The 23662-nt window shown below is 63.9% G+C and carries 23 protein-coding genes; 6 read left to right on the top strand and 17 right to left on the bottom strand.

All coding sequences use genetic code 11. The features are described 5' to 3' along the window. Positions 1–64 precede the first annotated feature (64 nt). The 8 genes from dapA to KZJ38_RS14065 form a co-directional block, all read right to left on the bottom strand. Positions 65–1003, bottom strand: a complete 939-nt coding sequence (dapA, locus tag KZJ38_RS14030; protein WP_219796490.1) for a 4-hydroxy-tetrahydrodipicolinate synthase — start codon at positions 1001–1003, stop codon at positions 65–67. Between the two features lie 42 nt (positions 1004–1045). Then, a complete protein-coding gene (locus KZJ38_RS14035) occupies positions 1046–1678 on the bottom strand; it encodes a class I SAM-dependent methyltransferase (RefSeq protein ID WP_219800332.1) in 633 nt (210 codons plus the stop codon). Between the two features lie 79 nt (positions 1679–1757). Beyond that, a complete protein-coding gene (locus KZJ38_RS14040; protein ID WP_219796492.1) occupies positions 1758–2960 on the bottom strand; it encodes a tryptophan--tRNA ligase in 1203 nt (400 codons plus the stop codon). 7 nt (positions 2961–2967) lie between these two features. Continuing rightward, a complete protein-coding gene (locus KZJ38_RS14045; protein WP_219796494.1) occupies positions 2968–3630 on the bottom strand; it encodes a site-2 protease family protein in 663 nt (220 codons plus the stop codon). A 145-nt stretch (positions 3631–3775) separates the two neighbouring features. After that, positions 3776–4411, bottom strand: coding sequence for an L-threonylcarbamoyladenylate synthase (locus tag KZJ38_RS14050; protein WP_219796495.1), 636 nt, complete (start codon positions 4409–4411; stop codon positions 3776–3778). A gap of 69 nt (positions 4412–4480) precedes the next feature. Beyond that, positions 4481–5311, bottom strand: coding sequence for a 3',5'-nucleoside bisphosphate phosphatase (locus KZJ38_RS14055; protein ID WP_219800333.1), 831 nt, complete (start codon positions 5309–5311; stop codon positions 4481–4483). Between the two features lie 216 nt (positions 5312–5527). After that, positions 5528–6424, bottom strand: a complete 897-nt coding sequence (locus KZJ38_RS14060) for an alpha/beta fold hydrolase (RefSeq protein WP_219796496.1) — start codon at positions 6422–6424, stop codon at positions 5528–5530. A gap of 84 nt (positions 6425–6508) precedes the next feature. Beyond that, complete coding sequence (locus tag KZJ38_RS14065) at positions 6509–7426, bottom strand: ferritin-like domain-containing protein (protein WP_219796498.1); 918 nt, start codon at positions 7424–7426, stop codon at positions 6509–6511. 370 nt (positions 7427–7796) lie between these two features. Here KZJ38_RS14065 and KZJ38_RS14070 point away from each other — a divergent pair, with 370 nt between their 5' ends. The 3 genes from KZJ38_RS14070 to KZJ38_RS14080 all read left to right on the top strand — a co-directional run bounded on the left by KZJ38_RS14070 (position 7797) and on the right by KZJ38_RS14080 (position 9837). Beyond that, a complete protein-coding gene (locus tag KZJ38_RS14070; protein ID WP_219796500.1) occupies positions 7797–8321 on the top strand; it encodes a gamma carbonic anhydrase family protein in 525 nt (174 codons plus the stop codon). Positions 8322–8384: 63 nt separating this feature from the next. Next, positions 8385–9347 carry an Hsp33 family molecular chaperone HslO gene (hslO, locus tag KZJ38_RS14075; protein ID WP_219796501.1) on the top strand — a complete coding sequence of 321 codons (963 nt, stop codon included), beginning with the start codon at positions 8385–8387 and terminating at the stop codon, positions 9345–9347. A gap of 136 nt (positions 9348–9483) precedes the next feature. Beyond that, positions 9484–9837, top strand: coding sequence for a hypothetical protein (locus KZJ38_RS14080; RefSeq protein ID WP_246641771.1), 354 nt, complete (start codon positions 9484–9486; stop codon positions 9835–9837). A 62-nt stretch (positions 9838–9899) separates the two neighbouring features. Here the strand turns inward: KZJ38_RS14080 and ftsB are convergent, their stop codons facing one another. The 9 genes from ftsB to KZJ38_RS14125 all read right to left on the bottom strand — a co-directional run bounded on the left by ftsB (position 9900) and on the right by KZJ38_RS14125 (position 21593). Then, positions 9900–10343 (bottom strand): cell division protein FtsB, encoded by a 444-nt coding sequence (gene ftsB, locus KZJ38_RS14085; RefSeq protein WP_219796505.1) that lies wholly within the window; start codon positions 10341–10343, stop codon positions 9900–9902. A gap of 129 nt (positions 10344–10472) precedes the next feature. Further along, positions 10473–11756, bottom strand: coding sequence for a phosphopyruvate hydratase (eno, locus tag KZJ38_RS14090; RefSeq protein WP_075156776.1), 1284 nt, complete (start codon positions 11754–11756; stop codon positions 10473–10475). A gap of 165 nt (positions 11757–11921) precedes the next feature. Then, positions 11922–12776 carry a 3-deoxy-8-phosphooctulonate synthase gene (kdsA, locus tag KZJ38_RS14095; protein WP_219796507.1) on the bottom strand — a complete coding sequence of 285 codons (855 nt, stop codon included), beginning with the start codon at positions 12774–12776 and terminating at the stop codon, positions 11922–11924. Continuing rightward, a complete protein-coding gene (gene pyrG / locus KZJ38_RS14100; protein ID WP_219796509.1) occupies positions 12773–14461 on the bottom strand; it encodes a CTP synthase in 1689 nt (562 codons plus the stop codon). The genes kdsA and pyrG overlap by 4 nt, the downstream gene beginning before the upstream one ends. Before the next feature lie 152 nt (positions 14462–14613). Next, positions 14614–15456, bottom strand: coding sequence for an alpha/beta fold hydrolase (locus KZJ38_RS14105; RefSeq protein ID WP_219796511.1), 843 nt, complete (start codon positions 15454–15456; stop codon positions 14614–14616). A 168-nt stretch (positions 15457–15624) separates the two neighbouring features. Next, positions 15625–18648, bottom strand: coding sequence for a ComEC/Rec2 family competence protein (locus tag KZJ38_RS14110; protein ID WP_246641472.1), 3024 nt, complete (start codon positions 18646–18648; stop codon positions 15625–15627). 107 nt (positions 18649–18755) lie between these two features. Further along, entirely contained in the window at positions 18756–19544 is a 789-nt protein-coding gene (locus KZJ38_RS14115; protein ID WP_219796513.1) for a TatD family hydrolase, read from the bottom strand. 53 nt (positions 19545–19597) lie between these two features. Continuing rightward, a complete protein-coding gene (lolD, locus tag KZJ38_RS14120; RefSeq protein WP_219796515.1) occupies positions 19598–20347 on the bottom strand; it encodes a lipoprotein-releasing ABC transporter ATP-binding protein LolD in 750 nt (249 codons plus the stop codon). Next, positions 20340–21593 (bottom strand): lipoprotein-releasing ABC transporter permease subunit, encoded by a 1254-nt coding sequence (locus KZJ38_RS14125; RefSeq protein ID WP_219796517.1) that lies wholly within the window; start codon positions 21591–21593, stop codon positions 20340–20342. Before KZJ38_RS14125 ends, lolD begins: the two co-directional genes overlap by 8 nt. Before the next feature lie 432 nt (positions 21594–22025). Here KZJ38_RS14125 and KZJ38_RS36535 point away from each other — a divergent pair, with 432 nt between their 5' ends. Genes KZJ38_RS36535 through KZJ38_RS14140 form a run of 3 tightly spaced genes read left to right on the top strand, consistent with a single transcriptional unit; the run spans position 22026 to position 23649 of the window. Then, on the top strand, positions 22026–22955 hold the full coding sequence (locus tag KZJ38_RS36535; protein ID WP_246641473.1) for a hypothetical protein: 930 nt from the start codon (positions 22026–22028) through the stop codon (positions 22953–22955). Positions 22956–22968: 13 nt separating this feature from the next. Beyond that, entirely contained in the window at positions 22969–23340 is a 372-nt protein-coding gene (locus KZJ38_RS14135) for a hypothetical protein (RefSeq protein WP_219796518.1), read from the top strand. A gap of 3 nt (positions 23341–23343) precedes the next feature. Continuing rightward, complete coding sequence (locus tag KZJ38_RS14140; RefSeq protein WP_219796520.1) at positions 23344–23649, top strand: hypothetical protein; 306 nt, start codon at positions 23344–23346, stop codon at positions 23647–23649. The last annotated feature ends 13 nt before the right edge of the window (positions 23650–23662 follow it).

Here is a 23662-nt window from a genome sequence, read left to right on the forward strand (position 1 = left end):
AGCGCCGGTGTGGCCGGTCACGCGAGCGTGCGCATTGCGCAGCACGACTCGCGATACGGTCCTTCTAGCCCGGCAGTCCTGCTTCGCGCATCGCCGTGCGCACCACCTCGTGGTAGCGCGCGTCGAGCGGCGTAAGAGGCAAACGGATGCCGCCTTCCATGCGGCCCATTTGCTGCAGTACCCATTTCACCGGAATCGGATTCGATTCGATAAAGAGGTTCTTATGCAGCGACAGGAGTTTCAGATGAATCTCCCGCGCTGTTTTCGCATCGGCTGCGAGCGCCGCTGCGCACAACTGCGCCATCGCGCGCGGCGCGACGTTCGCGGTCACCGAAATATTGCCGTGGCCGCCGAGCAGCATCAGCGCGATCGCGGTCGGATCGTCGCCGCTGTAAATCCCGAAATGCTTTGGCGCGGCCTTGATCAGGTGCGCGGCGCGATCGATATTGCCGGTTGCTTCCTTCACGCCAACGATGCCCGGCACCTGCGCGAGACGCAAAACCGTCTCGTGCGCCATGTCCGCCACGGTGCGGCCGGGCACATTGTAAAGGATCACCGGCAGGTCGACGGTTTCCGCGATTTTCGCGAAGTGACGATAGATGCCTTCCTGCGTCGGCTTGTTGTAGTACGGCACGACCTGCAGCGTCGCATCGGCGCCGACTTCTTTCGCTTGCGCCGAGAGTTCGATCGCTTCGGCCGTCGAATTGCCGCCCGCGCCTGCGATGACCGGAATCCGGCCGGCTGCGTGCTCGACCGCGGTCTTCACCATCAGGATGTGCTCTTCCACCGACAGCGTCGCTGATTCGCCGCTCGTGCCTACGACAACGAGTCCGCTCGTGCCTTCTTCGATATGCCAGTCGATCAGTTTTCGGAACGCCGGCAGATCGAGGCTGCCGTCTTCGTGCATCGGGGTGACGATGGCAGGAATGCTGCCGCGAATCCAAATACTGTCGTTGCGCGCGCCGCGCGTGCTGCCGGCTCCGCCCTGGGTCTCGTTTGCCATTGAACTCGATGAATTTACTGAATAAACCGGAATTGTAGCGGATTAACCGGCCAAATCGTAACGCGGGGGAACCAGCAATTCAGGCGGAAAAGCAACACTTTCCGTTTTGTCCGCCTGCTTACTGCGAGATTCGTTCACGGCACAGATTCGTTGGATGAATGCAGGGCGCGGTTCAGCCAGAAAACCGTCCTGAAACGCGATCACGCGAAGCTGTCCGTGCACGGTATCGAGAAGCTCGCCGGGCTGCAAAAGAAAAGCGGGGTTCGAGGGCTTGCCGACGGTCTCGTTGCCTTGTGCGAAGGTTTCGTAGATCAGCACGCCACCCTCGCCAAGCGAGCGCAGCAACTGCGGAAAGAGCGGCCGATGCAGGTAGTTCGTGACGACGATCGCCGCGAAAGTCGCGTCACCGGCAAGCGGCCATGCCGCGTTTTCGATATCGGCCACAACCGTAGCGATATTCGGCTCGTCGCGCATCGTCGCGAGCGCGTTGGCATCGCGATCGATCGCAGTGACCGGATGTCCGCGCGCGGCGAACCAGCGCGAATGCCGCCCCGCTCCCGACGCTACGTCGAGCACAGCGCCGCCCGGCGCGACCAGATGCGTCCAGCGGCGCACCCAGCGCGACGGCTCGCCGAGCCCGTGCTGCGTCGTCGGCGCAGACGTGGACCCCGACACCGATGCCGACGCCGCGCTGTCCGACGGCTCGCCGTTCCCGGTCACGACGCGAGCCTCGCCCGCCACGAATACGCGCGCATCAGTTGTACGACAGCCCCATCGCCTCGCGCACGTCGCGCATCGTCTCCGTCGCAAAGCGGCGTGCCTTGTCGCAACCGTCCGCAACGATTGCACGCAACAGCGACGGATCGTCCATGTACTTCTGCGCGCGCTCGAGCATCGGCTGCTGCTCGCGCAGAATGCCTTCGATCACCGGCTGCTTGCATTCGAGGCAACCAATGCCCGCCGACCGGCAACCCTTCTGCACCCATTCGTGCGTCGCTTCGTCGGTATAGACCTGATGCAATTGCCACACCGGGCACTTGTCCGGATCGCCCGGATCGGTACGGCGCACGCGGGCCGGATCGGTCGGCATCGTGCGCACTTTCTTCGTGATCGTTTCCGCGTCTTCACGCAGGCCGATCGTGTTGCCGTACGACTTCGACATCTTCTGCCCGTCGAGGCCCGGCATGCGCGACGCCTCGGTCAGCATCGCCTGCGGCTCGACCAGAATGATCTTGCGCGAGCCTTCGAGATAGCCGAACAGCCGCTCGCGATCGCTCATCGAAAGACTTTGCGACTCCTGCAGCATCGCGCGCGCTTTTTCGAGCGCTTCGTCGTCGCCTTCCTGCTGATACGAATTACGCAGCTCGTGGTACAGCTTCGCGCGCTTACCGCCGAGCTTCTTCGCCGCTTCGGACGCTTTCTCCTCGAAGCCGGGCTCGCGGCCGTACAAATAGTTGAAGCGGCGCGCAATTTCGCGCGTCATTTCGACGTGCGGCACCTGGTCTTCGCCGACCGGCACGAGCGAGCCGCGATAAAGCAGGATGTCGGCCGCCATCAACACCGGATAGCCAAGGAAACCGTACGTGGACAGATCCTTGTCTTTCAGTTTCTCCATCTGCTCCTTATAAGTCGGCACGCGTTCGAGCCAGCCGAGCGGCGTGCTCATGCCGAGCAGCAGCGCCAGTTCCGCGTGCTCGGGCACGCGGCTCTGGATAAACAGCGTGGCCTGCGCCGGGTCGATGCCCGATGCGAGCCAGTCGATCAACACTTCCCAGACGTTCTTTTCGATCACCTCAGGCGTTTCGTAATGCGTCGTCAACGCGTGCCAGTCGACCACGCAGAAGAAACACGGGTATTCGGACTGCAGCCGCACCCAGTTTTTCAGTACGCCGTGGTAGTGGCCGAGGTGCAGCGAGCCGGTAGGCCGCATGCCGGAGAAAATTCGGTCTGGGTACATGGTTTGATCAGAAAAGCGAGACGAGGGGGGTCAGGATGGCGGTCACGGCATCGTAGCCGAGACTGACGAGCGGCCGTAGCCAGAATTTCGTCAGCGTGCCGGTCAGCACAAGCGCCATCACGATGAAAAAGCCGTAAGGCTCGATGCGCGACAGCGCAATCGACGGCCGCGGCGGCAACAGTGCGGCGAGCACGCGGCCACCGTCGAGCGGCGGCAACGGAAACAGGTTTAACACACCAAGCACGAGATTGATGCCGACACCGGCCGACGCCATGCGGGTGAAAAACGGTTCTTCGATATTCATCGCGGCCAGCGCAACGCCGAACACGCCCCACACGAGCGCCTGGATGAAATTGCACAGCGGCCCGGCGAGCGCCACCCATAGCGAGCCCCAGCGCGGATTGCGCAGATTGCCGAACGCGACCGGCACCGGCTTCGCATAGCCGAACATGAACGCGCCGCTCGTCGCGAAATACAGCAAAAGCGGAATCGCGATCGTGCCGAGCGGATCGATATGACGCATCGGATTAAACGAAACGCGGCCAAGCACGTAGGCGGTATTGTCGCCGAGCATGCGGGCGACGTAACCGTGAGCGGCCTCATGCAACGTGATCGCGAAAACGACCGGCAGCGCATAGACGACGATTGTTTGTATCAGGGAAGATTCCATAGCGCGGCTATTGTAGCAACGCGGCTTGCCGCGTCTGTCCGGTTTGCGTTATCACGTTCGAATTATCGCCGCTGGGGTCGTTGCCGGGGATTGTTGGCGCTGCAGTTGTCACGCGCTGTCGTGGTCACGGTAAGTCGGCCGTTCGTTATGCCGGCTGCTCGAGGCCGAACGGCGCGAGACTGCCGCGACCCGCACGCACCAGCACCGGCTCTTCGCCCGTCAGATCGATCACTGTCGACGGTTCGCAGGCACACGCACCGCCGTCGATCACGAGATCGACCTGCTTTTCGAGGCGCTCGCGAATCTCTTCCGGGTCGTTCAGCGGCCGCGTCTCGCCGGGCATGATCAGCGTCGTGCCGAGCAGCGGCTGACCCAGCTCTTCGAGCAGCGCCAGCGTGATCGCGTGATCGGGCACGCGCAGGCCGATCGTCTTGCGCGACGGATGCGACAGACGCCGCGGCACTTCCTTGGTGGCTTCGAGCACGAACACATACGGACCCGGCGTCACCGATTTGATCAGCCGGTACTGACGGTTGTCGACCATCGCGAAGCTCGCGAGCTCCGAGAGGTCGCGCACGAGCAGCGCGAGCAGCGCCTTGTCGTCGAGGCCCCGAATGCGCCGCAGACGTTCGGCCGCCTGCTTGTCGTCGAGCCGGCAGCCGAGCGCGTAGCTCGAGTCGGTCGGCAGCGCGACAAGGCCACCGCCGCAGACGATCTGCGCGGCCTGTTTGATGAGGCGCGGCTGCGGATTGTCAGGATGGAGCCGAAAGTATTGGGACATGATGACTGGCGGTTCGGTGGACGGGGTGCCGATCGGTCACGCACGGTGCGTGCCCATGCGGCGCGGGCGTCACAGCCAGCGTTCCCAGACCGGCTTCAGGTCCGAAGGCAGCGGCGGCAGGCTGCCGATCTCGACGCGGCCTTCGCCTGCCGCGTGGAAATCCGAGCCGCGCGATGCCTCGAAACCGAAGCGGCGCGCCACATCAGCGTATTCGCGATACTGGTCGGGCGTGTGACTGCCCGTGACCACTTCGATCGCCTTGCCGCCGAGATCGATAAATTCGCCGAACAGCGCGTCGAATTCGAGCGGCGTGTAGTCGTAGCGCCCCGGATGCGCGATGATCGCCTCGCCGCCGGCCAGCTGGATCCACTTCACCGCGTCCGCCAGCTTCGACCAGCGGTGCGCGACGTAACCGGGCTTGCCGTCCGCGAGATAGCGATCGAACGCGTCCTGGGTCGACTTGCAGTGCCCGTTTTCGACGAGACAGCGCGCGAAGTGCGTACGCGAAATCATGTCCGCATTCGGCGCGAGTTTCAGTGCGGCTTCGTACGTGTTCGGAATGCCGAGCGCGTCCAGTTGCTCGCTCATCGCTTCGGCGCGCGCCTGGCGGCCGTTGCGCGTGCGCTCGAGGCCTTCGACCAGCGCCTGACACGCCGGATCGATGTGGAGGCCGACGACGTGCACCGTGCGTGACGCCCATGTCACCGAAATCTCGACGCCGCACAGATAGTCCATGCCGAGCGCCTGCGCCGTTTTACGTGCTTCGACCTGCCCGCCGACTTCATCGTGATCGGTCAGCGCCCACAGCGTCACGCCGTGCTCATGCGCGCGGCGGGCTACGTCGGCAGGCGCGAAGGCGCCGTCGGAGACGGTGGAATGGCAATGCAGATCGGCGTTCAAAACGGCGCTCATCACTATCTTGAAAAGGTTATCCGGCCATTTTACTGCAATGCACTAAGCAAACGCAGAGGATTTGTGAACGTCGCAGCGGGCCGATTCGAACCCGTGTTGAACCGGCGCTGAACGACTGTTGAGTGCAGGTTGAAGCGCGCGTTCGCGCGGCGCTCGATATGGCTCGCGTGGGTTCGCCGGACATCGATTTTTATGCGCAAAAACTCATGCGCAGAACGCATCGATGAGCGCGGCAATTCGCTCGGGTTGATCGTGATGAACCATATGACCGGCGTCGTCGATTGTCGCTTCGCGCCAGTCCGGAAACGCGCGAAAACGCGCCTTGAATTCGTCGAGCGGAATATCGCCGGCGATGCTCGCGAGCGTCGGCGAGCCGGTCGCTTCGATATGCAGCACCTTCGCGCTGACCTGCTCCCACACGGCCATCACCTCGTCGATGCGATAAAGCTGCGGGCTGCGGATCTTGTGCGCGGGATCGGCGAGCAACCCGTAACCGCCCTCGCCGTCCGGCTTCGACCAGTGCTGCGCGAGAAAGCGCGCGCGGTCCGGTTGCAGGCGCGGGTTGTTCGCGACGAGACGCGCCGCGACATCGTCGAGCGACGCATAGCGGCGCAGTTGCGGCGGGTCGCGCAATTCGTCGAGCCAGTTGCGCAGACGCCGCGGTGCCTGCGCGGCGCGCGCGGGCGCAAGACCGAAGCCTTCGAGATCGACCACGCGCCGCACGCGTTCGGGCCGCACGCCCGCATACAGGCAAACCACGTTCGCGCCCATGCTGTGGCCGACGAGGTTCACCGCACCGGACGGCGCATAGTGGTCGAGCAAGGCATCGAGATCCGCGAGGTATTCGTGGAACCAGTAGTGGCCGCCGCCTTTCGCGGCGACGGGCCAGTCCGACAGGCCGAAGCCGCGCGCATCGGGCGCGACGACCTGCCATTTGTCGCCCGCACGGTTGCAAAGCGCGTCAACGACGAACTGGAATGACGCCGCGACATCCATCCAGCCGTGCAGCATGAACAGCATCGGCGCATCCGCGCGGCCCCAGTGACGCACATGCAGACGCACGCCGCGGACGGAAACTAATTCTGAACGGGATTCGGTCATCGGCGATCCGGGCTTAAAAAGAATGATCGTTCGATTATATTGAGATAAGCGGCGTGCGTCTGCTTATGCCGATCGAGGGACGATTCAGTTTTCTCGCGCGGAATCGGTCGATCCTGCCGATTCCGCCGATTCTTGCGAGTTAGCTGCCGCTGGCGCATCGAGCCCCGCCAGCGCGGCCAGCTCGGCCTCATCAAAGCCGGCGGCGCGGCGCGCGTCGAAATTGAACGGGCCACGTAACCTCGGCGCACGATATTCATCGGCGAGCCGCATATATGTTTGATGCGGATCGAGCTGCGCGTGCTCGCATAGATAGCGGAACCAGCGGTTACCGATCAGCACATGACCGATTTCGTCGCGCAGGATCACATCGAGAATCGCCGCCGACGCGTGGTCGCCCGCCTGCTGCAGCCGCGCGCGGATCGGCGGCGATGCGTCGAGGCCGCGCGCCTCGAGCGTGCGCGGCACGAGCGCCATCCGCGCGAGCACGTCGTCGCGCGTGCGGTCGCACATTTCCCACAAACCGTCGTGTGCGGGAAAGTCGCCGTACGCGTGGCCGAATTCCGCGAGGCGCGCGCTGAGCAGCGAGAAGTGATGCGCCTCTTCGGCCGCGACTCGCAGCCAGTCCGTGTAGAACGCGGCCGGCATGCCGACGAAACGCCAGACCGCATCGAGCGCGAGATTGATCGCGTTGAATTCGATATGCGCGAGCGCGTGCAACAGCACCGCGCGGCCCTCCTCCGACTGCATGCTGCGCCGCCCGAGCTTGCGCGGCTCGACGAGTTCGGGCCGCGCCGGGCGCCCGGGCAAGCCCGGCGGCTCGTCGAACCCGCGCTGTGTGTCCCATTGTGCGGTGCCGTCGGCGACGTGGGTATGCAGAATCTGCGCGGCCTGCGCCTTCGTGGCTGGTTCGGCTTCACGGAGGATGACAAGCGCCTCGGCGCGTGCGCAGCGGGAGCAGAGCGACGAATCGGCGGTGGCGGGAACAGGAACGGCGGGGTGCATGTTCGATAAACGGATCAACGGATCAGAACGACGTCACACGCGCCGCATACAAGCGCCGGACACAAGCGCGCGTGGCAAGCGCGCGCTGATCAAACGCGGGGACAAAGCGCGGAGACCCCGCGCAGCGACACAGCGCAGGAACCGGGCACGAGGATTCAACACGAGAATCCAACGCACGAATGGGCCAGGCTCAGGCCGGCCGGTAAAGCGCCAGATGGTACCCGAACGCGCCCATCGGCCGTCACGCGGAGAATGTGCACAAACGTTTACAATACGCGCTTCAACCCTCCGGCATGATGTCGCCGCTGTCGTACGACGCGCGGCCTTGCCGGCAGCGGCCGACGCCTACCCAGATCACCCGGGAGACCCAGTGGCAATCTACAAGCTTGGCGATGCAGCCCCCACCGTTCATGAAAGCGTGTTCGTCGCGGACACCGCGACGCTGATCGGCAAAGTCACCGTCGAAGAGAATGCGAGCATCTGGTTCGGCGCGTCGCTGCGCGCGGACAACGAGCCGATCGTGGTCGGCGCCGGCAGCAACGTTCAGGAGAACGCGGTACTGCATACGGACCCCGGCTACCCGCTCACGATCGAAGCGAACGTAACGGTCGGCCATCAGGCGATGCTGCACGGCTGCACGATCCGCGAAGGCGCGTTGATCGGCATTCAGGCCATCGTCTTGAATGGGGCGGTAATCGGCCGCAACTGTCTGGTCGGCGCGGGCGCGGTCGTGACCGAGGGCAAGCAGTTTCCGGACAATTCGCTGATTCTGGGCGCGCCGGCCAAAGTCGTGCGCGAACTGACCGAAGCCGATATCGCCAATCTGCGGCGCGCAGCAGAAGGCTACGTCTCGCGCCGCGAGTTCTACAAGAAGCAGCTCGTGCGGATCGGGTAAATCCGACCGGCGCGTAGCATTGGCCGGCGCAAACCCGCCGCGCGACATCATCGAGGGAAAGTTGTGAGTGACCAGTTGCAAAAATTCATGTTCAGCGCGGCACCCGTTCGCGGCGAAATCGTCTCGCTGCGCAACACGTGGCAGGAGGTGCTGACGCGCCGCGACTATCCGACGCCCGTGCGCACGATACTCGGCGAGATGATGGCCGCGTGCGCGCTGCTGTCGGCCAACCTGAAGTTCGACGGGACGCTGATCATGCAGATCTACGGCGACGGTCCCGTGAAAATGCTCGTCGTGCAGTGCAATTCGAACCTGTCGCTGCGCGCGACGGCGAAGTTCTCCGCGCAGTTTTCGGGCGACGCGGCAAGGCACATCAGCGATGACGCGACGCTGCCTGAACTCATCAACGCAAGCGGCCACGGCCGCTGCGTGATCACGCTCGATCCGCACAACAAGCAGCCGGGCCAGCAGCCGTATCAGGGCATCGTGCCGCTGTCCGGCGACGATGGCCCGTTCGAGACGATCGCGCAGGTGCTCGAGCACTACATGCATCATTCGGAGCAGCTCGATACGCGGCTGTGGCTCGCGGCGAACACCGACCGCGCGGTCGGCATGCTGCTGCAAAAGCTGCCCGGCGACGGCGGTATCGTCCCGCATCCGAGTGAGCTCGACGCCGATACATGGGAACGCGTCTGCACGCTCGGCGGCACGCTCAAGCACGACGAATTGCTGAGCGAGGAACCGGCAACGCTGTTCCGGCGCCTCTTCTGGCAGGAAAACGTGCACCATTTCGAGCCGGCCGGTACGCGCTTCGAATGCACGTGCTCGCGCGAAAAGGTCGGTGGAATGCTGAAGATGCTCGGCCGCGAGGAAGTCGACAGCGTGATCGAGGAACGCGGTCACGTCGAGATTCACTGCGAATTCTGCAATCAGCGCTACGAGTTCGATCCGGTCGACGTCGCGCAGCTTTTCGTCGCCAGCGGCTTGTCCGAGGGCATCGCGCCGGCGGCCGATCAACGCCATTGACAGACACGCGTCCGCGCGCTTTTACTTAGGTATCCAACTCAGACAGATGGAGGAAGACATGAACATGCTTTCGTCACTGCCTTTTGTTCGGATGAGAAGCGATCGGACGCGACGCGTGCGGACCATAAGCGTGCAGATGCGCAGCGCCGCGACGCTGCTCGTCGCCGGCGGCGCGCTGATGCTTGCCGGCTGCACGTTGGACCCGCCCGGTCCGTCGCCGATCTATAGCCGCCTGCCGGCGAGCCAGCTCGAAGCGACCGCCGCCGCCCATCCGCTCACGCCTGAAGAACGCGCGCGCTATGACGCAATCGACCGGCAGGTGCTAGCGGAACAGGATCAGGCGATGGCGGCCGAAGCCGCGGCGCAGGCGTGGTCGCGGTATTACGCGCCACCGGTCACCGTCTTCGGCAGCTACTCGAGCGGCGGTTGGGGCAATGGATGGGGCGGCGGAATCGGCTACGGCTATCCGGGCTGGGGGTGGGGATGGTGACGGGGGCTGGTGACGGGTTTGCTGACGGCATCGGTGCCGGGATTGGTAACGGGGCCGACGACTTAACCCGCGCCCTTCTTCTTCGCTTCTTCGTTGGCGCTCTTCTTCGCGCCGTGTTTCTTCTCAGGCTTGGCCCGCGATTCCGGGTTCGGCACCACGCGCAACGGCGCGGCCGACATCTGCCCGCGCGTCGATGTCGCGGCGGCCGGTGAATTCGACGCCGGCAGCGGCGCATTCGGCGACACGAACTGCACGAACACCTCGCTGTCCTTGACCATGCCCATCTCGTAGCGGGCGCGCTCCTCGACCGCGGCGGTGCCGTTCTGCAAGTCCTGAACTTCGCCTTCGATGCGCTCGTTGCGAACCTTTTCGTCCGCGTTTTTCTTCAGCTGCTGGTCCAGCTCTTCGCGCAGTTCGTGAACGCGAAGCCAGCCTCCGTGCCCCCACCAGAGCGGGAACTGGATCAGCACCAGCAGGACGACCAGAGCGACAGTGACAAGGCGCATGAAGTTAGATCTGTGAATACGCGCCGCCCTGCGCTAAACGCAGGGCGGCGGGGTGAACCACCCAACTGCGACTCAACCGCGACTCAACTGCAAGTTAACATCGAGTCAGTGCTAAGCACAATACGCGAATCAACGCAGGTTGTAGAACGCGGATTTGCCCGGGTAGCTCGCGATATCGCCGAGATCTTCCTCGATACGCAGCAACTGGTTGTACTTCGAGATGCGGTCGCTGCGCGACAGCGAACCGGTCTTGATCTGCCCGGCGTTCAGGCCGACCGCGATATCGGCGATCGTCGAATCCTCGGTTTCGCCCGAACGGTGCGAGATCACGGCCGTGTAGCCGGCGCGCTTGGCCATTTCGATCGCCGCGAAGGTTTCGGTCAGCGTGCCGATCTGGTTGATCTTGATCAGGATCGAGTTCGCGATGCCCTTCTCGATGCCTTCCTTCAGGATGCGCGTGTTCGTCACGAACAGGTCGTCGCCGACCAGCTGGATCTTTTTGCCGAGCTTGTCAGTCAGGAGCTTCCAGCCTTCCCAGTCGCTTTCGTGCATGCCGTCTTCGATCGACACGATCGGGAATTTGTCGGCGAGCGTCGCCAGATAGTCGGTGAATTCCGCCGACGACAGTTGCAGGCCTTCGCCCGCCAGCTGGTATTTGCCGTCGTGGTAGAACTCGCTCGCCGCGCAGTCGAGCGCGAGCAGCACGTCTTCGCCGGCGCGGTAGCCGGCCTTTTCGATCGCCTGCAGGATGGTGGACAGGCACTCGTCGTTGCTGCCGAAGTTCGGCGCAAAGCCGCCTTCGTCGCCCACCGCCGTGCTCATGCCGCGGTCGGACAGGATTTTCTTCAGCGCGTGGAACACCTCGGCGCCGCAGCGCAGCGCTTCACGGAACGTCGGCTGGCTAACCGGAACGATCATGAATTCCTGGATGTCGAGGCTGTTGTTCGCGTGCGCGCCGCCGTTGACGATGTTCATCATCGGCACCGGCAGTTGCATCGCGCCCGAGCCGCCGAAGTAGCGGTACAGCGGCAGGCCGGCTTCTTCCGCAGCGGCCTTCGCGACCGCCATCGAAACCGCCAGCAGCGCGTTCGCGCCGAGACGCGACTTGTTGTCGGTGCCGTCGAGCTCGAGCAGCGTTTTATCGAGGAAAGCCTGTTCCGACGCGTCGAGGCCCATGATCGCCTCAGAGATTTCGGTGTTGATGTGCTCAACCGCCTTCAGCACGCCCTTGCCGCTATAGCGGCCGGTTTCGCCGTCACGCAATTCGATCGCTTCGCGCGAGCCGGTCGATGCGCCCGACGGCACCGCCGCGCGGCCCATCGTGCCCGACTCCAGCAGCACGTCGCACTCGACGGTGGGGTTGCCTCGCGAATCGAGAATCTCGCGACCGATGATATCTACGATAGCACTCATGGTTTCCTCAAGAAGTTACGGTGGATTCGTTACGGTGAAACGTGCGGCGCGCACAGAGCCTTGCGGCTTCTTCAGCGCCGACCGTTTCGACAACCATCGGTTGGTACGCGACATGCGTGAGCCGCATCGGAGCTGACCGGATACGGGAACGCACGGCGCGCGGCATCAGTTGAAATCGTGCTCGAGGAACGGCGCGCGCTTCACAGCCTGATCGAGCGTGATCAACGTCTCGAGCAGATCGGCCATGCGGTGCAGCGGCACAGCGTTCGGTCCATCCGACTTCGCTTGCGCGGGGTTCGGATGCGTTTCCATGAAAAGTCCCGCGACCCCGGTTGCGACCGCCGCGCGTGCCAGCACCGGCACGAATTCGCGCTGGCCGCCCGAGCTCGTGCCCTGGCCGCCCGGCAATTGCACCGAGTGCGTCGCATCGAACACGACCGGCGCGCCGGTCTCGCGCATGATCGCGAGCGAACGCATATCGGACACCAGGTTGTTATAGCCGAACGACACGCCGCGTTCGCAGGCCATAAAGCGGTCTTCCGAGAGCCCCGCTTCGCGAGCCGCGTCGCGCGCCTTGTCGATCACATTCTTCATGTCGTGCGGCGCGAGGAACTGCCCTTTCTTGATATTGACCGGCTTGCCCGAACGCGCGCACGCGTGAATGAAATCGGTTTGACGGCACAGGAAAGCCGGCGTTTGCAGCACGTCGACCGCCGCCGCGACCTGCTCGATTTCTTCGATGCTGTGCACGTCGGTCAATACGGGCACGCCGAGCTGACGCTTCACTTCGGAAAGAATACGCAGGCCTTCGTCCATACCGAGACCGCGAAACGACTTGCCGCTACTGCGATTCGCCTTGTCGTACGAAGACTTGTAGATAAACGGAACCTTGAGCTTCGCGCAGATTTCCTTGAGCTGGCCCGCGGTGTCAATCGTCATCTGTTCCGATTCGACGACGCAGGTGCCGGCGATCAGGAAGAGCGGTTGATTGAGCCCGATCTCGAAATCGGCGAGCTTCATACCTTTTCCTCTTTCTTCTCTTCCGCGCCGGCCTGCAACTGATGCGCCGCATTGTGCTGCTGCGCGGCTTCGACGAACGACTTGAAGAGCGGATGCCCGTCACGCGGCGTGGACGTGAACTCCGGGTGGAACTGCACGCCGACGAACCACGGGTGCATATCGCGCGGCAACTCCATCATTTCCGGCAGATCTTCGCTCGGCGTACGCGCGCTGATAATCAGGCCGCCCGCTTCGAGTTGCGGCACGAAGCGGTTGTTGACTTCGTAGCGGTGACGATGCCGCTCGTTCACATCCTTGCCATAAATTTCGGACGCCATCGTGCCCGGCTTGATCGGGCAGCGCTGCGAACCGAGGCGCATCGTGCCGCCGAGATCCGATTCCTCGGTGCGCTTCTCGACCTTGCCTTCGCGGTCGTACCACTCGGTGATCAGCGCGACGACGCGATTCGGCGTAGACGCATCGAACTCGGTGCTGTTTGCATCCTTGAGACCGACGACGTCACGCGCGAATTCGATCACGGCCAGTTGCATGCCGAGGCAGATGCCGAGATACGGCACCTTCGCTTCGCGCGCATAGCGGATCGCGGCGATCTTGCCCTCGGTGCCGCGCCGGCCGAAGCCGCCCGGTACGAGCACGCCGTCCAGATGCTTGAGGCTGTCGACACCGTTCGCTTCGATCTCTTCGGAATCGATGTATTCGATGTTGACCTTCGCCGACGTGTGAATCGATGCGTGGCGCAGTGCTTCGATCAGTGACTTGTACGACTCGGTCAGCTCGACGTACTTGCCGACCATGCCGATCGTCACTTCGTGCTTCGGGTGCTCGAGCTTGTCGACGAGTTGCGCCCACATCGACAGATCGGCCGGTTGCGGCGTGAGCTTCAGTTCTTCGCAGATCAGGCCGTCGAGCCCCTGGTCGTTCAGCATCTGCGGAATCTTGTAGATGCTGTCGACGTCCCACACCGAGATCACGGCGTCTTCGGGCACGTTGGAGAACATCGAGATCTTCGCGCGCTCGTCGTCGGGAATGCGGCGGTCCGCGCGGCACAGCAGCACGTTCGGATAGATACCGATTTCGCGCAGCTTCTGCACGCTGTGCTGCGTGGGCTTGGTTTTCAGTTCGCCCGCGGTGGCGATGAACGGCACGAGCGTGAGGTGCACGAAGCACGCGCTATTGCGACCGAGGCGCAGACTCATCTGACGCGCGGCCTCGAGGAACGGCAGCGATTCGATGTCACCGACGGTGCCGCCGATTTCGACGATCGCGACATCGGGCTCACCGCATGTCGCCGATGCGGCGCCGCGTTCGATGAATGCCTGGATCTCGTTTGTGATGTGCGGAATGACCTGCACGGTCTTACCGAGATAATCGCCGCGGCGTTCCTTGCGGATAACCGATTCGTAGATCTGGCCGGTGGTGAAGTTATTGGCCTTGCGCATCTTCGTGCTGATGAAGCGCTCGTAGTGGCCGAGGTCGAGATCCGTCTCCGCACCGTCTTCCGTCACGAACACTTCGCCGTGTTGAAACGGGCTCATCGTGCCAGGGTCGACGTTGATGTAGGGATCGAGTTTGAGGAGGGTGACTTTGAGACCGCGCGATTCGAGGATCGCGGCGAGGGAGGCGGCGGCAATACCCTTGCCGAGGGAAGACACTACGCCGCCGGTGACGAAAACATATTTGGTCATCGCTGGATGCTCGCGGGAAAAACGGATTATACCTGAAAGCAGGGTCCCGACCCAGCAATAAAAGCTCGATCCGGGGCGTTTTTACGGGTGCTTTAGCGCTTGCTTCGGTCCCATGCAAAGACAATGACAGCGTGGTTTCGTTCGTCGCCAGATTACCCGTTCGCGTTCCGCTCAGGCGTCCGCTCATGCACCCGCTCATGCACCGCCAGTTCGCGCAGCATTCGCTCCACTGCGCGCGCCGTTTCGATCGGCTTTTCCATCGGAAACAGATGACTGCCGTCGATCCATTCGAGATGGTCGCCCGTCGCTCGCCGTGTCGCCGCAAGCCCTACCTGGCGGATCTCCTTCGACCGCGTGCCGGCGATAAAACCGACCGGCACCGGTGCGCCGTGTACGAGGCGCGAGCCGAGCGTATGCGGCAGCGTCCGGTAGATCAGGTATTCGATGCGGCGATCGAACGCGAGCGTGCGCGCCCCGTCGGCCGCCGCCTGCGGCATGCCGAAGTCGATGTAGTCCGACAGCACGCGTTCGTCCCAGCGCGCGAAGGCGGCCTTCGCATGGAAGTGCCGCCACGCGTCGTCGCGGCTTGCCCAGTGCGTGCGGCGCGTGCGCGTCGCGGCCGCGGGCGACAGGCGCTCGTCGAGTCCCGTCCACTGCGATACGCGCAGCATGCCGCTGCGCCAGCCGGCGATCACGGGCGAATCGAGCATCACGACGCCGCGCACCCACTGCGGTTTTCTCAGCGCCGCCATCAGCGACAGATAGCCGCCTAGCGAATGCCCGACCAGCCAGACCGGCTGCTCGTACGTGCGCCCGACGTCGTCGAGCAGTTGTTCGACGAGATGCGGCCAGTCGCGCGTGACCGGATAGCGCGGATCGTGGCCAATGCGTTCGATGTAGCGCAGCTCGTACGCGTCGCCGAGTTCGGCGAAAAGCGTGCGATAGATCGACGCGGGAAAGCCGTTCGCATGCGAAAAGTGGATGACCTGTTTCAAGCGCTGCTGTCTCCGTTTTTTGTGATGAGGTCTGCTTCGCTTGCTTGTTGCGTGTGTGTCGCTTGTTGCCTGTCGCCTGTTGCTTGCGTGCGGATGTTGTGCACACGAACCCATCGAAGCCGATGGTTCGCGCCGGGTCGTCTCACCCAGTCGTGACGCTGATTCGTGTTAATCCATCCAGTATCGATGATGCGTCTGTCGATACCGCTCGAGCGTCAGTACGACTTGCTGTGTGCCGGGCGCGCTGGCATTCGCTTCAACGCGCACTGCTCCGTCGTCGTCACTGCGCGGCAGCTCGATATGCCGTGCGACATATCGCGAAAAAACACCGGGATGCGGGTGATGAAACCGATTTCTGTAGCCTACCTGAAATATCGCGATGAGCGGCTCGATCGAGTCGAGGAAAGGCTCAGTCGACGAGGTCTTGCTGCCGTGATGAGGCACCAGCAGAATCTGCGCGCGTAGCGCATTGCGATCGCGCGCGAGCAGAGTGCGTTCGACAGCCGCTTCGATGTCTGCTGCAAGCAGTGCGGCAACGTGCGGACTGGCGTTGGCGTTGGCGTTGGCGTTGGCACTGGCACTGGAGTTGGCGTCGGTCCGCGCCGCGACATCCAGGGCTTGTCCCTTTGCATGCGTGCTCGTACTTACACTCACGCGCAGTACGCAGCAATGAGCATTGGGCTTGCCACGTAGCGAACCCGCGTCCGGCCACAGCATCGCAAAGTCCACGCCGTCCCATTGCCAATGCTGTCCGGCCGCGCACGGCACCGTCTCCGCACCGGCAGTCCGCGCGCTCTGCCAAAGCCCGTGATTGGGCGGCAACGCTGCCAGCAACTGGCGCACCTCGACACCCGCGAGCACCGCCGCGGCGCCGCCCGAGTGATCGGAATCCGCGTGGCTAACCACGAGCGTATCGAGCGTCTGTACGCCCGCAGCCTGCAGATACGGCACAACCACGCGTTCGCCCGCATGCGTCGACTCGGGCCCCGGTCCTGCATCGAACAGCAGTGCGTGATGCGCCGTCTCGACGACGATTGCCGAGCCCTGGCCGATATCGAGCGCGGTCAGCTGGAACGTGCCGTGCGGCGGCCCCGACGGCGGCGGCACCAGCAGCGGCAACCACGCAATCGGCGCGGCCCAGCGCAGCGGCCAACCGCGCGGCGCGAGACACCAGGCGACGCCCGCCGCTGCGGCGGCGAGCGCCCATGCATCCGGCTGCGGCAGCCGCCAGAGCGTCCAAGCGGGCCCCGATACGAGATGCAAGCCCGCAGCCAGCACATCGAGCAGCCGGTGCGCGCCATGGAATGCGACTGCATCGAGCGGAGCCGGCAAGGCGACGCCCGCGAGCACGAGCGGCGTGACCAGCACGCTGACCCATGGAATCGCAAACGCATTCGCAAAAGGCCCGATCAGCGGAATTTGCGCGAACCAGTAGGCCGTGAGCGGAGCGAGCGCAACCGTGACCGCGAACTGCACACGCGCGCCGCTTCGCATGCGCGCGGCGAAGCGGCGCATCAGCGCGCGGCTCCGTACACGGAATGTGGAAGCGATGCCGATTGGGCGCGCGTTGAGCATTTTGCGGACGACGTGTTCATGCGTATCGCCTGGGCTTCGCGCTTCAACCGGCGGGTTCGAGTCGGTCGGGTTGCGGGCAACGGGGGCATTACGTTCTCGCGCCTCACGTTCTCGCCCGTCACGTTCGCGTGCGTCACCTGCGGCGGAGCCTTCCGCTAGTGCGTCTACGTTAATCAGATCTTCATCATCGAGGCCGCCATGCGCATGCCGTCGATCGTCGTCGGTGCGCACCGCGGCGCGGCCCGACATCGCGAACAGGATCGCCGCTACTGCGCAGAACGACAGCCAGAATCCGGCCGCGAGCACAGCCCACGGGTCGACCAGCAGCACGAGCCCGAGCGCCCACGCCAACACGACGGACGGCGCGACCGTACGGCCGCTGACGAACGCAAGCGCGACGACCGTGAGCATCCAGAGCGCCCGCTGCGCCGGCACGTTGAACCCGGCCAGTGCCGCGTGAAACGCGGCGAATAACGCGCCGCACGGAACCGCAACCTTCTGAGCCGGCAGCACGAGCGGCCAGGCGACGCCGAACCGCGCGCCGATCAGTCCCGAGCGCCGCCAGATCGCACCGGCGAGCCACGCGGCAAGCCCCGCGACGAAGCCGATGTGCAGTCCTGAAATCGCCACGAGGTGACTCGTGCCGGTCGCCCGCATCAGTTGCCAGTCAGCGGCGCTGACAGCATCCTGCGCGCCGATCGCGAGCGCGACGACGATGCCGCGATGCGGCGCGTCCGCGAGCACGCTATCGATACGCGCGCGCAGCATCGCGCGCCAGCGGTCCACGGTCACGCCGACGCCGCGCGCGTCGCCCGGCAGGCGCTGCGCCGCGGCGGGGCGCGTGACGTAGCCGGTCGCGCGGATATTGCGAGCGAAGAGTGTCGCCTCCGAGTCGCGCACGCCAAAGTTCGCGTTGCCATGCGCGCGTTTAAGGCGTACGAACAGATGCCAGCGCGCGCCTGGCGTCAAACCTTGCGGCAGCGGCGCATCCTGAGCGATCCACGACAGCTGTAACTTGCGAGGAAAGTTCGCGACCGGCGTGTCGGTCGACTCGACGTTGAACAGAAAGCGCAAACCTGCGTCCTGGCTACCGTCCGCGCCTTGAGGCACTGCTTCCGCCGAGCCGCTATTCGGCCCGCTATTCGGCCCGCTACTCGTCGCGTTACTCGCGCCAGCGGCTTCGCGATTGCGCGCACCGGCGTCCGGCCCGCGCCCGCCCGCATCGTCGCGTGCACCTTTATTAACGACATGGCTCGCGCGATTGCTCATGCTGTTGGTCAGCGAAATCGGCAGTCCTTCGATATACCCACGCACTTCGATATCGCGCCCTTCCGATTCGACGGGCAGCGCATACGCGAGCCGGGCTTGCGCGCGCCACGCCGCATAGCCGAAGCCGATGCATACGGCCGCAAGCCACACCGCGCACCACCCTGCCCGCCGGCACACCGCGCTGCCGCTGCCGCTGCCGCTGCCACGATTACGCAGCCCCCATAGCGCGACTCCAATCGCCCCGCACGTCACGACACCGAGCACCGCCGCGCCGAACCCTCCCGGCAGCGCCGCCTGCTGCTGCAACAACACGACACCTAACGCAAATCCGCACCACACCGCGCGCATATCCCCTCCGCCGCCACCGAATGGCGCGCGCAGGGCAAGCGCGATAAAGCCGCATCAGCACACGCGGCCGCCGGCACCCAGCGCCCGCCGCGCATCACCGCCGGTGATTATGCAGAGGAAAGTGCGAGCCGCGGCAACGCGGCGTGCGCGTTGGCCGTTGTGCATAGCGCAAGCTCGTGTTCGTCGATGTTGCGCTGTTGCGCAAGGCTCGCGCCAATCGCCGGAATCTGGTCCGGCGTATTGCGCTGCCGATAGAGCCATGCAGGAGGAATATCGGGCGCATCGGTTTCGACGACGATCGCATCGAGCGGCAATTGCGCCGCGAGACGCCGGATCTGCAGCGCGCGCTCGAACGTCAGATTGCCGCCGAAGCCCAGGTGCATGCCGTGATCGATAAAGGCTTGCGCCTGCTGGAAGCTGCCATTGAACGCATGCGCGATGCCGCGATGCACCTGCTGCCGGCGCAACCCCTTCAGCACCTGATCCTGCGACTTGCGCACATGGCAAATAACGGGCAAGTCGAACTCGTGCGCGAGCTTCAGCTGCTCGTTATAGAAGAATTGCTGACGCGCATCGTCGAGGCCCGGCACGAAATAGTCGAGGCCGATTTCGCCGATGCCGACAAAGCGCGGATCGTCGAGGCTCGCTTCGATCTCCATTCGCAATGCATCGAGATCGGCTTCCTGTGCCTGCGGCGTGAAAAGCGGATGGATGCCGAGCGCGTAGGCGCCGCCCTCGACGCGGTGTGCGAGTTCGCGCACCCGCGCGCACCAGGCGCGAGACACACCCGGAATCACGATGCGCGCGACACCCGCATCGCGTGCCGCCGACGCAACCGCATCGCGGTCCGCGTCGAATTCGGAAGCGTCCAGATGGCAGTGCGTGTCGATCCACATGCGGCAAACCTCGCAGGCGTTGACGTTGGCGATGACTTTGGCGTTAGCGCCGGTCAGACCGGAACCGGCGGCTCCTCGTACAGCACGCCTTCGCGCAGACGCAGTATCCGGTCGCAGCGCGCGGCCAGATCCTGATCGTGCGTGACGATCACGAAGCTCGTCTCGAGCGTGCCGGACAATTCGAGCATCAGGTTGAACACCGTGTCGGCCGTGCCGCCGTCAAGGTTGCCGGTCGGCTCGTCGGCGAGCACGCAGGCCGGCTTCGTGACAAGCGCGCGCGCAATCGCGACGCGCTGCCGCTCGCCGCCCGATAGCTCGCCCGGCCGATGCTTCGCGCGGTGCGCAAGGCCGACGCGCTCGAGCATCGAGTGGGCTTCGCGGCGAGCGTCCTCGGTGGTCATGCGGCGAATGCGCAGCGGCATCGCGACGTTGTCGAGCGCCGTGAATTCCGGCAGCAGGTGATGGAACTGGTAGACGAAGCCGAGCGCGCGGTTGCGCAAATCGTTGCGCTCGCGCTCGGAGAGCTTCGTGAACGGCTTGCCGAGCAGCGACACTTCGCCGGCGCTCGGGTCGTCGAGGCCGCCCAGCACATGCAGCAGCGTGCTCTTGCCGGAGCCGGATGCGCCGACGATCGCGAGTTTCTCGCCGCGCCGCACCGACAGCTGCGTATGGTTGAGCACGGATACGTTGAGGCCGCCCTGCACGAAGGCCTTCGAGATGCTGGTCGCTTCGAGTACGTACGGATGACGTTCGGGGGTATTGCCGGAGTTGAGCATGGCTTGCGGGTTCGGACGGTCATTCATAGCGGAGCGCCTCCGCCGGACGCACCTTCGCACCGCGCCAGCTCGGATATAGCGTCGCGAGCGACGACAGCACAAAAGCGATCACGCCGATCTTGATCACATCGCTGGCCACGAGCTCGGACGGCAGCTCGCTGATGAAGTACACCGACGGCGGCAGAAACTGGACGCCGAACAGATGCTCGATCATCGGCACGAGCCACGGAATGCTCCACGCGATCAGACAGCCGAGCGCGACGCCGAGCGCCGTGCCGACGAAACCGATCGTCACGCCCTGCACGACGAAGATTTTCATGATCGAGCCCGGCTGCGCGCCGAGCGTGCGCAGAATGGCGATGTCGGCCTGCTTGTTGGTCACCGTCATCACGAGCGACGACACGAGATTGAACGCCGCGACCGCGATGATCAGCGTGAGGATGATGAACATCATGCGTTTTTCGATCTGCACGGCGGAGAACCAGGTCTTGTTCTGCTGCGTCCAGTCGCGAATGTAGAGGTCGCCTGAAAGCGTGCGCGCGAGTTCGTGCGCGACCTGCGGCGCGCGCTGCATGTCTTTGAGCTTGAGTCGCACGCCGGTCGGCGCGGGCAGCCGGAACAGCGCCTCGGCATCGCGGATATTGATCAGCGCAAGCGTGCTGTCGAATTCGTAATGGCCGGACTCGAAGACGCCGACCACAGTGAACTGCTTGAGGCGCGGCAGCATGCCGGCCGGCGTGATCGTGCCTTCGGGCGCGACCAGCGTGATCTTGTCGCCGGCCGTCACGCCGAGGCTCGCGGCAAGATCCGCGCCGAGCACGATGCCGAAGTCGCCGGGAATCAGATCCATGAGGCGGCCGACGCGCATTTCCTTGCCGATATCGGACACCTCGGGTTCGAGCGACGGATCGACGCCGCGCAACGCGACGCCGCTGACCGCGTCCTGGCGCGTGAGCAGCGCCTGGGCTTCGACGTACGGCGCCGCGCCGATCACTTCCTTGTTCTGGCGCGCTTCCTTCGCGGTCAGTTGCCAGTTGGGCATCGAGCCGGTCGGCGAAAAGATTTCGACGTGGGCGAGCACGGACAGCATGCGGTCGCGCACCTCTTTCTGGAAACCGTTCATCACGGACAGCACGACGATCAGCGCCGCGACGCCGAGCGCGATGCCCGACATCGACACGAGCGCGATGAACGAAATAAAGCCGTTGCCGGTCGTGCGTTTGCCGGCGCGGGTGTAGCGCCAGCCGATCTGCCATTCGTACGGAAGTTTCAAGCGAGTCCTTGTCTGCGGGTTATGCAACTGCGAGGTTCTGCTGCGCGGCGTGGTTTGAGCCTGGGTGAGCCATTCAATTTCGGTTGCTGCCGGTGGTTGCCGGTGGTCGCCCGTGGCAGCGGGTTGTTGCGATTAACGAATATCGAAGGTTCCTTACGGCTTGCAGGCCGCGCCCTACTGCGTACTGGTTTGGCGCGAATTATGACGGATGGTTCAGCGCTGCGGCGGATTGACCGCACCGCGTCGTTGAATCTTCAGTCCTGCGCCCAACAATCGACCACGAAACGCCGACAAAGCGACGGCGAAGTTTGCCATACATTGTCGCCGAATCGGCCGAGAGGGCGCTTGGCGGGCTACTCGCGGGCTATTTTGAGATGGTGGAGCCGGTAGTATCCGCGATCGGGGTCATATGACATCGATCACGGAGCGCAAGTGGAAACGGAACTGAGAGCGGATTCGTGGTACCGGTACATGCTGTACAGGCGCGAGGCATACACGCGCAGCGTGATTGCGTCGGACGAGGAACGTCTGGCGATCGAGGCGGGACGAAAGTTCGCGCTCGCGGCGTACGCAGATGTTTGGGCTGACGATGCCGATCTCGTCGAGCGCGTGAGGCACTTTTTGCGCGACAACTTTCACTGGCAGGAGCGGCTCGCGAAAACGGGCTCCGCGCTGGAGGTTGTGCAGACGCTGCAGGATATGGTGCGAGGCGGCTCGGTCGTCGTGATTCCGGAGCGGGCGACGCCTGCCGCCGGGCTTGCGTGGCCGCCGGGGGGCCCAGCCCCGGCGGCATCGTTGTTCTGGGGCGTCGAGAACTACGATGCAGCGCTCGACGTGCCAGTCATGGAGCGCTACCGGGCGCAGCGCTTACGTTTCGAAGCGGAACGCACGACGTGGAGCGAGGCGTCGGCGATGATGGATGGCATCAACGAGCGCTTCATGCATGCGGCGGTGCTCGCCGATCCGGTCGGCACATTGCCGGTGTTTGCGAAGGCTGGGTGGGTTAGCAAGTATGGGTTGCCGGATTTGTCGGGGTATGGTGCTGCGATTTCTGAAGCCGACGATAGGGTCGGCAGCAACATCGCGTTGCTTTCGGAAGCAAGCCCTTTCGAGTATCGACCCATCGAGCCAATCGGCGACACGTTTGATCTAGCCAAGACTCCCAACAGGGGAACGCCGGGCACGTGGTACACCAATCCCGGAAGCGGGCAAATGCGGCTATATGGAACAGACGGCGGAGCCGCAGTTGACCTCGACTTTGATCATTCCCACAACGGTCTTCGGCCGCATGCGCACAATTGGAACGACGGCGTTCGCGACGGAGGTAATGACGTGGTGCCGTTCAGCCCGTGGAATCAATAAAGGAACACTGACAATGAACATCATCGAAAAATACGAATCTTTTCACGACTGGTATCTGCTTGGCGTGGCCGCAGACAGGGACAGGAAACTCGTCGAACTGCAACTGATATTCGACAACAAAATCGACCGCGTCCGTTTGCTGTTCCAAGGCGCGTCCCGATGCCTCGTCGACGACTTCCTGATCCAGAACATCATCTACTCGCTAAAAGTACTAGACGATCGCGAGTCGGATGCATACAAGCAAGCGCTGGCCCGTCTCGATGAGTCATACCCTTGGGGCGAGAATCAGCCATTGAAAAATATCGCTTCAATTCAAGCCACGCTCGGCGCCGAATTGCTAGTGGAATTCGAAGCGATGGAAGTAGAACCTGCAACCACGGAATGATCGATGTCGACGAACGAAAAGGAAATCGCATTTGTCAGCTTCTATGACGAAGAGACGCAACTGGTGAAGTGCTGCCTCGTCCCTCGCCACAAGGTGCGTGCTGCAATTGACCACGCGTCTCCAGTAAGCATCCCGCTTAGCGCACCGGATGACTCACGAGCGCCGATCACCGATGAGGATGCCCGCCACCTTGGCGGCATAGCGTTGGTGTGCCATACAAAGCTCCATCCCGAGCTTCTCGATCGATTGCAGATCACGTTCGCAGCGCCTGTTCAGTGGACGCCCGTCGCTCGTCCTTCGGTCGATTAGGCAATGCCGCGCC

The organism is Paraburkholderia edwinii (genome assembly GCF_019428685.1).
In the GTDB taxonomy this organism is placed as follows: Bacteria; Pseudomonadota; Gammaproteobacteria; order Burkholderiales; family Burkholderiaceae; genus Paraburkholderia; species Paraburkholderia edwinii.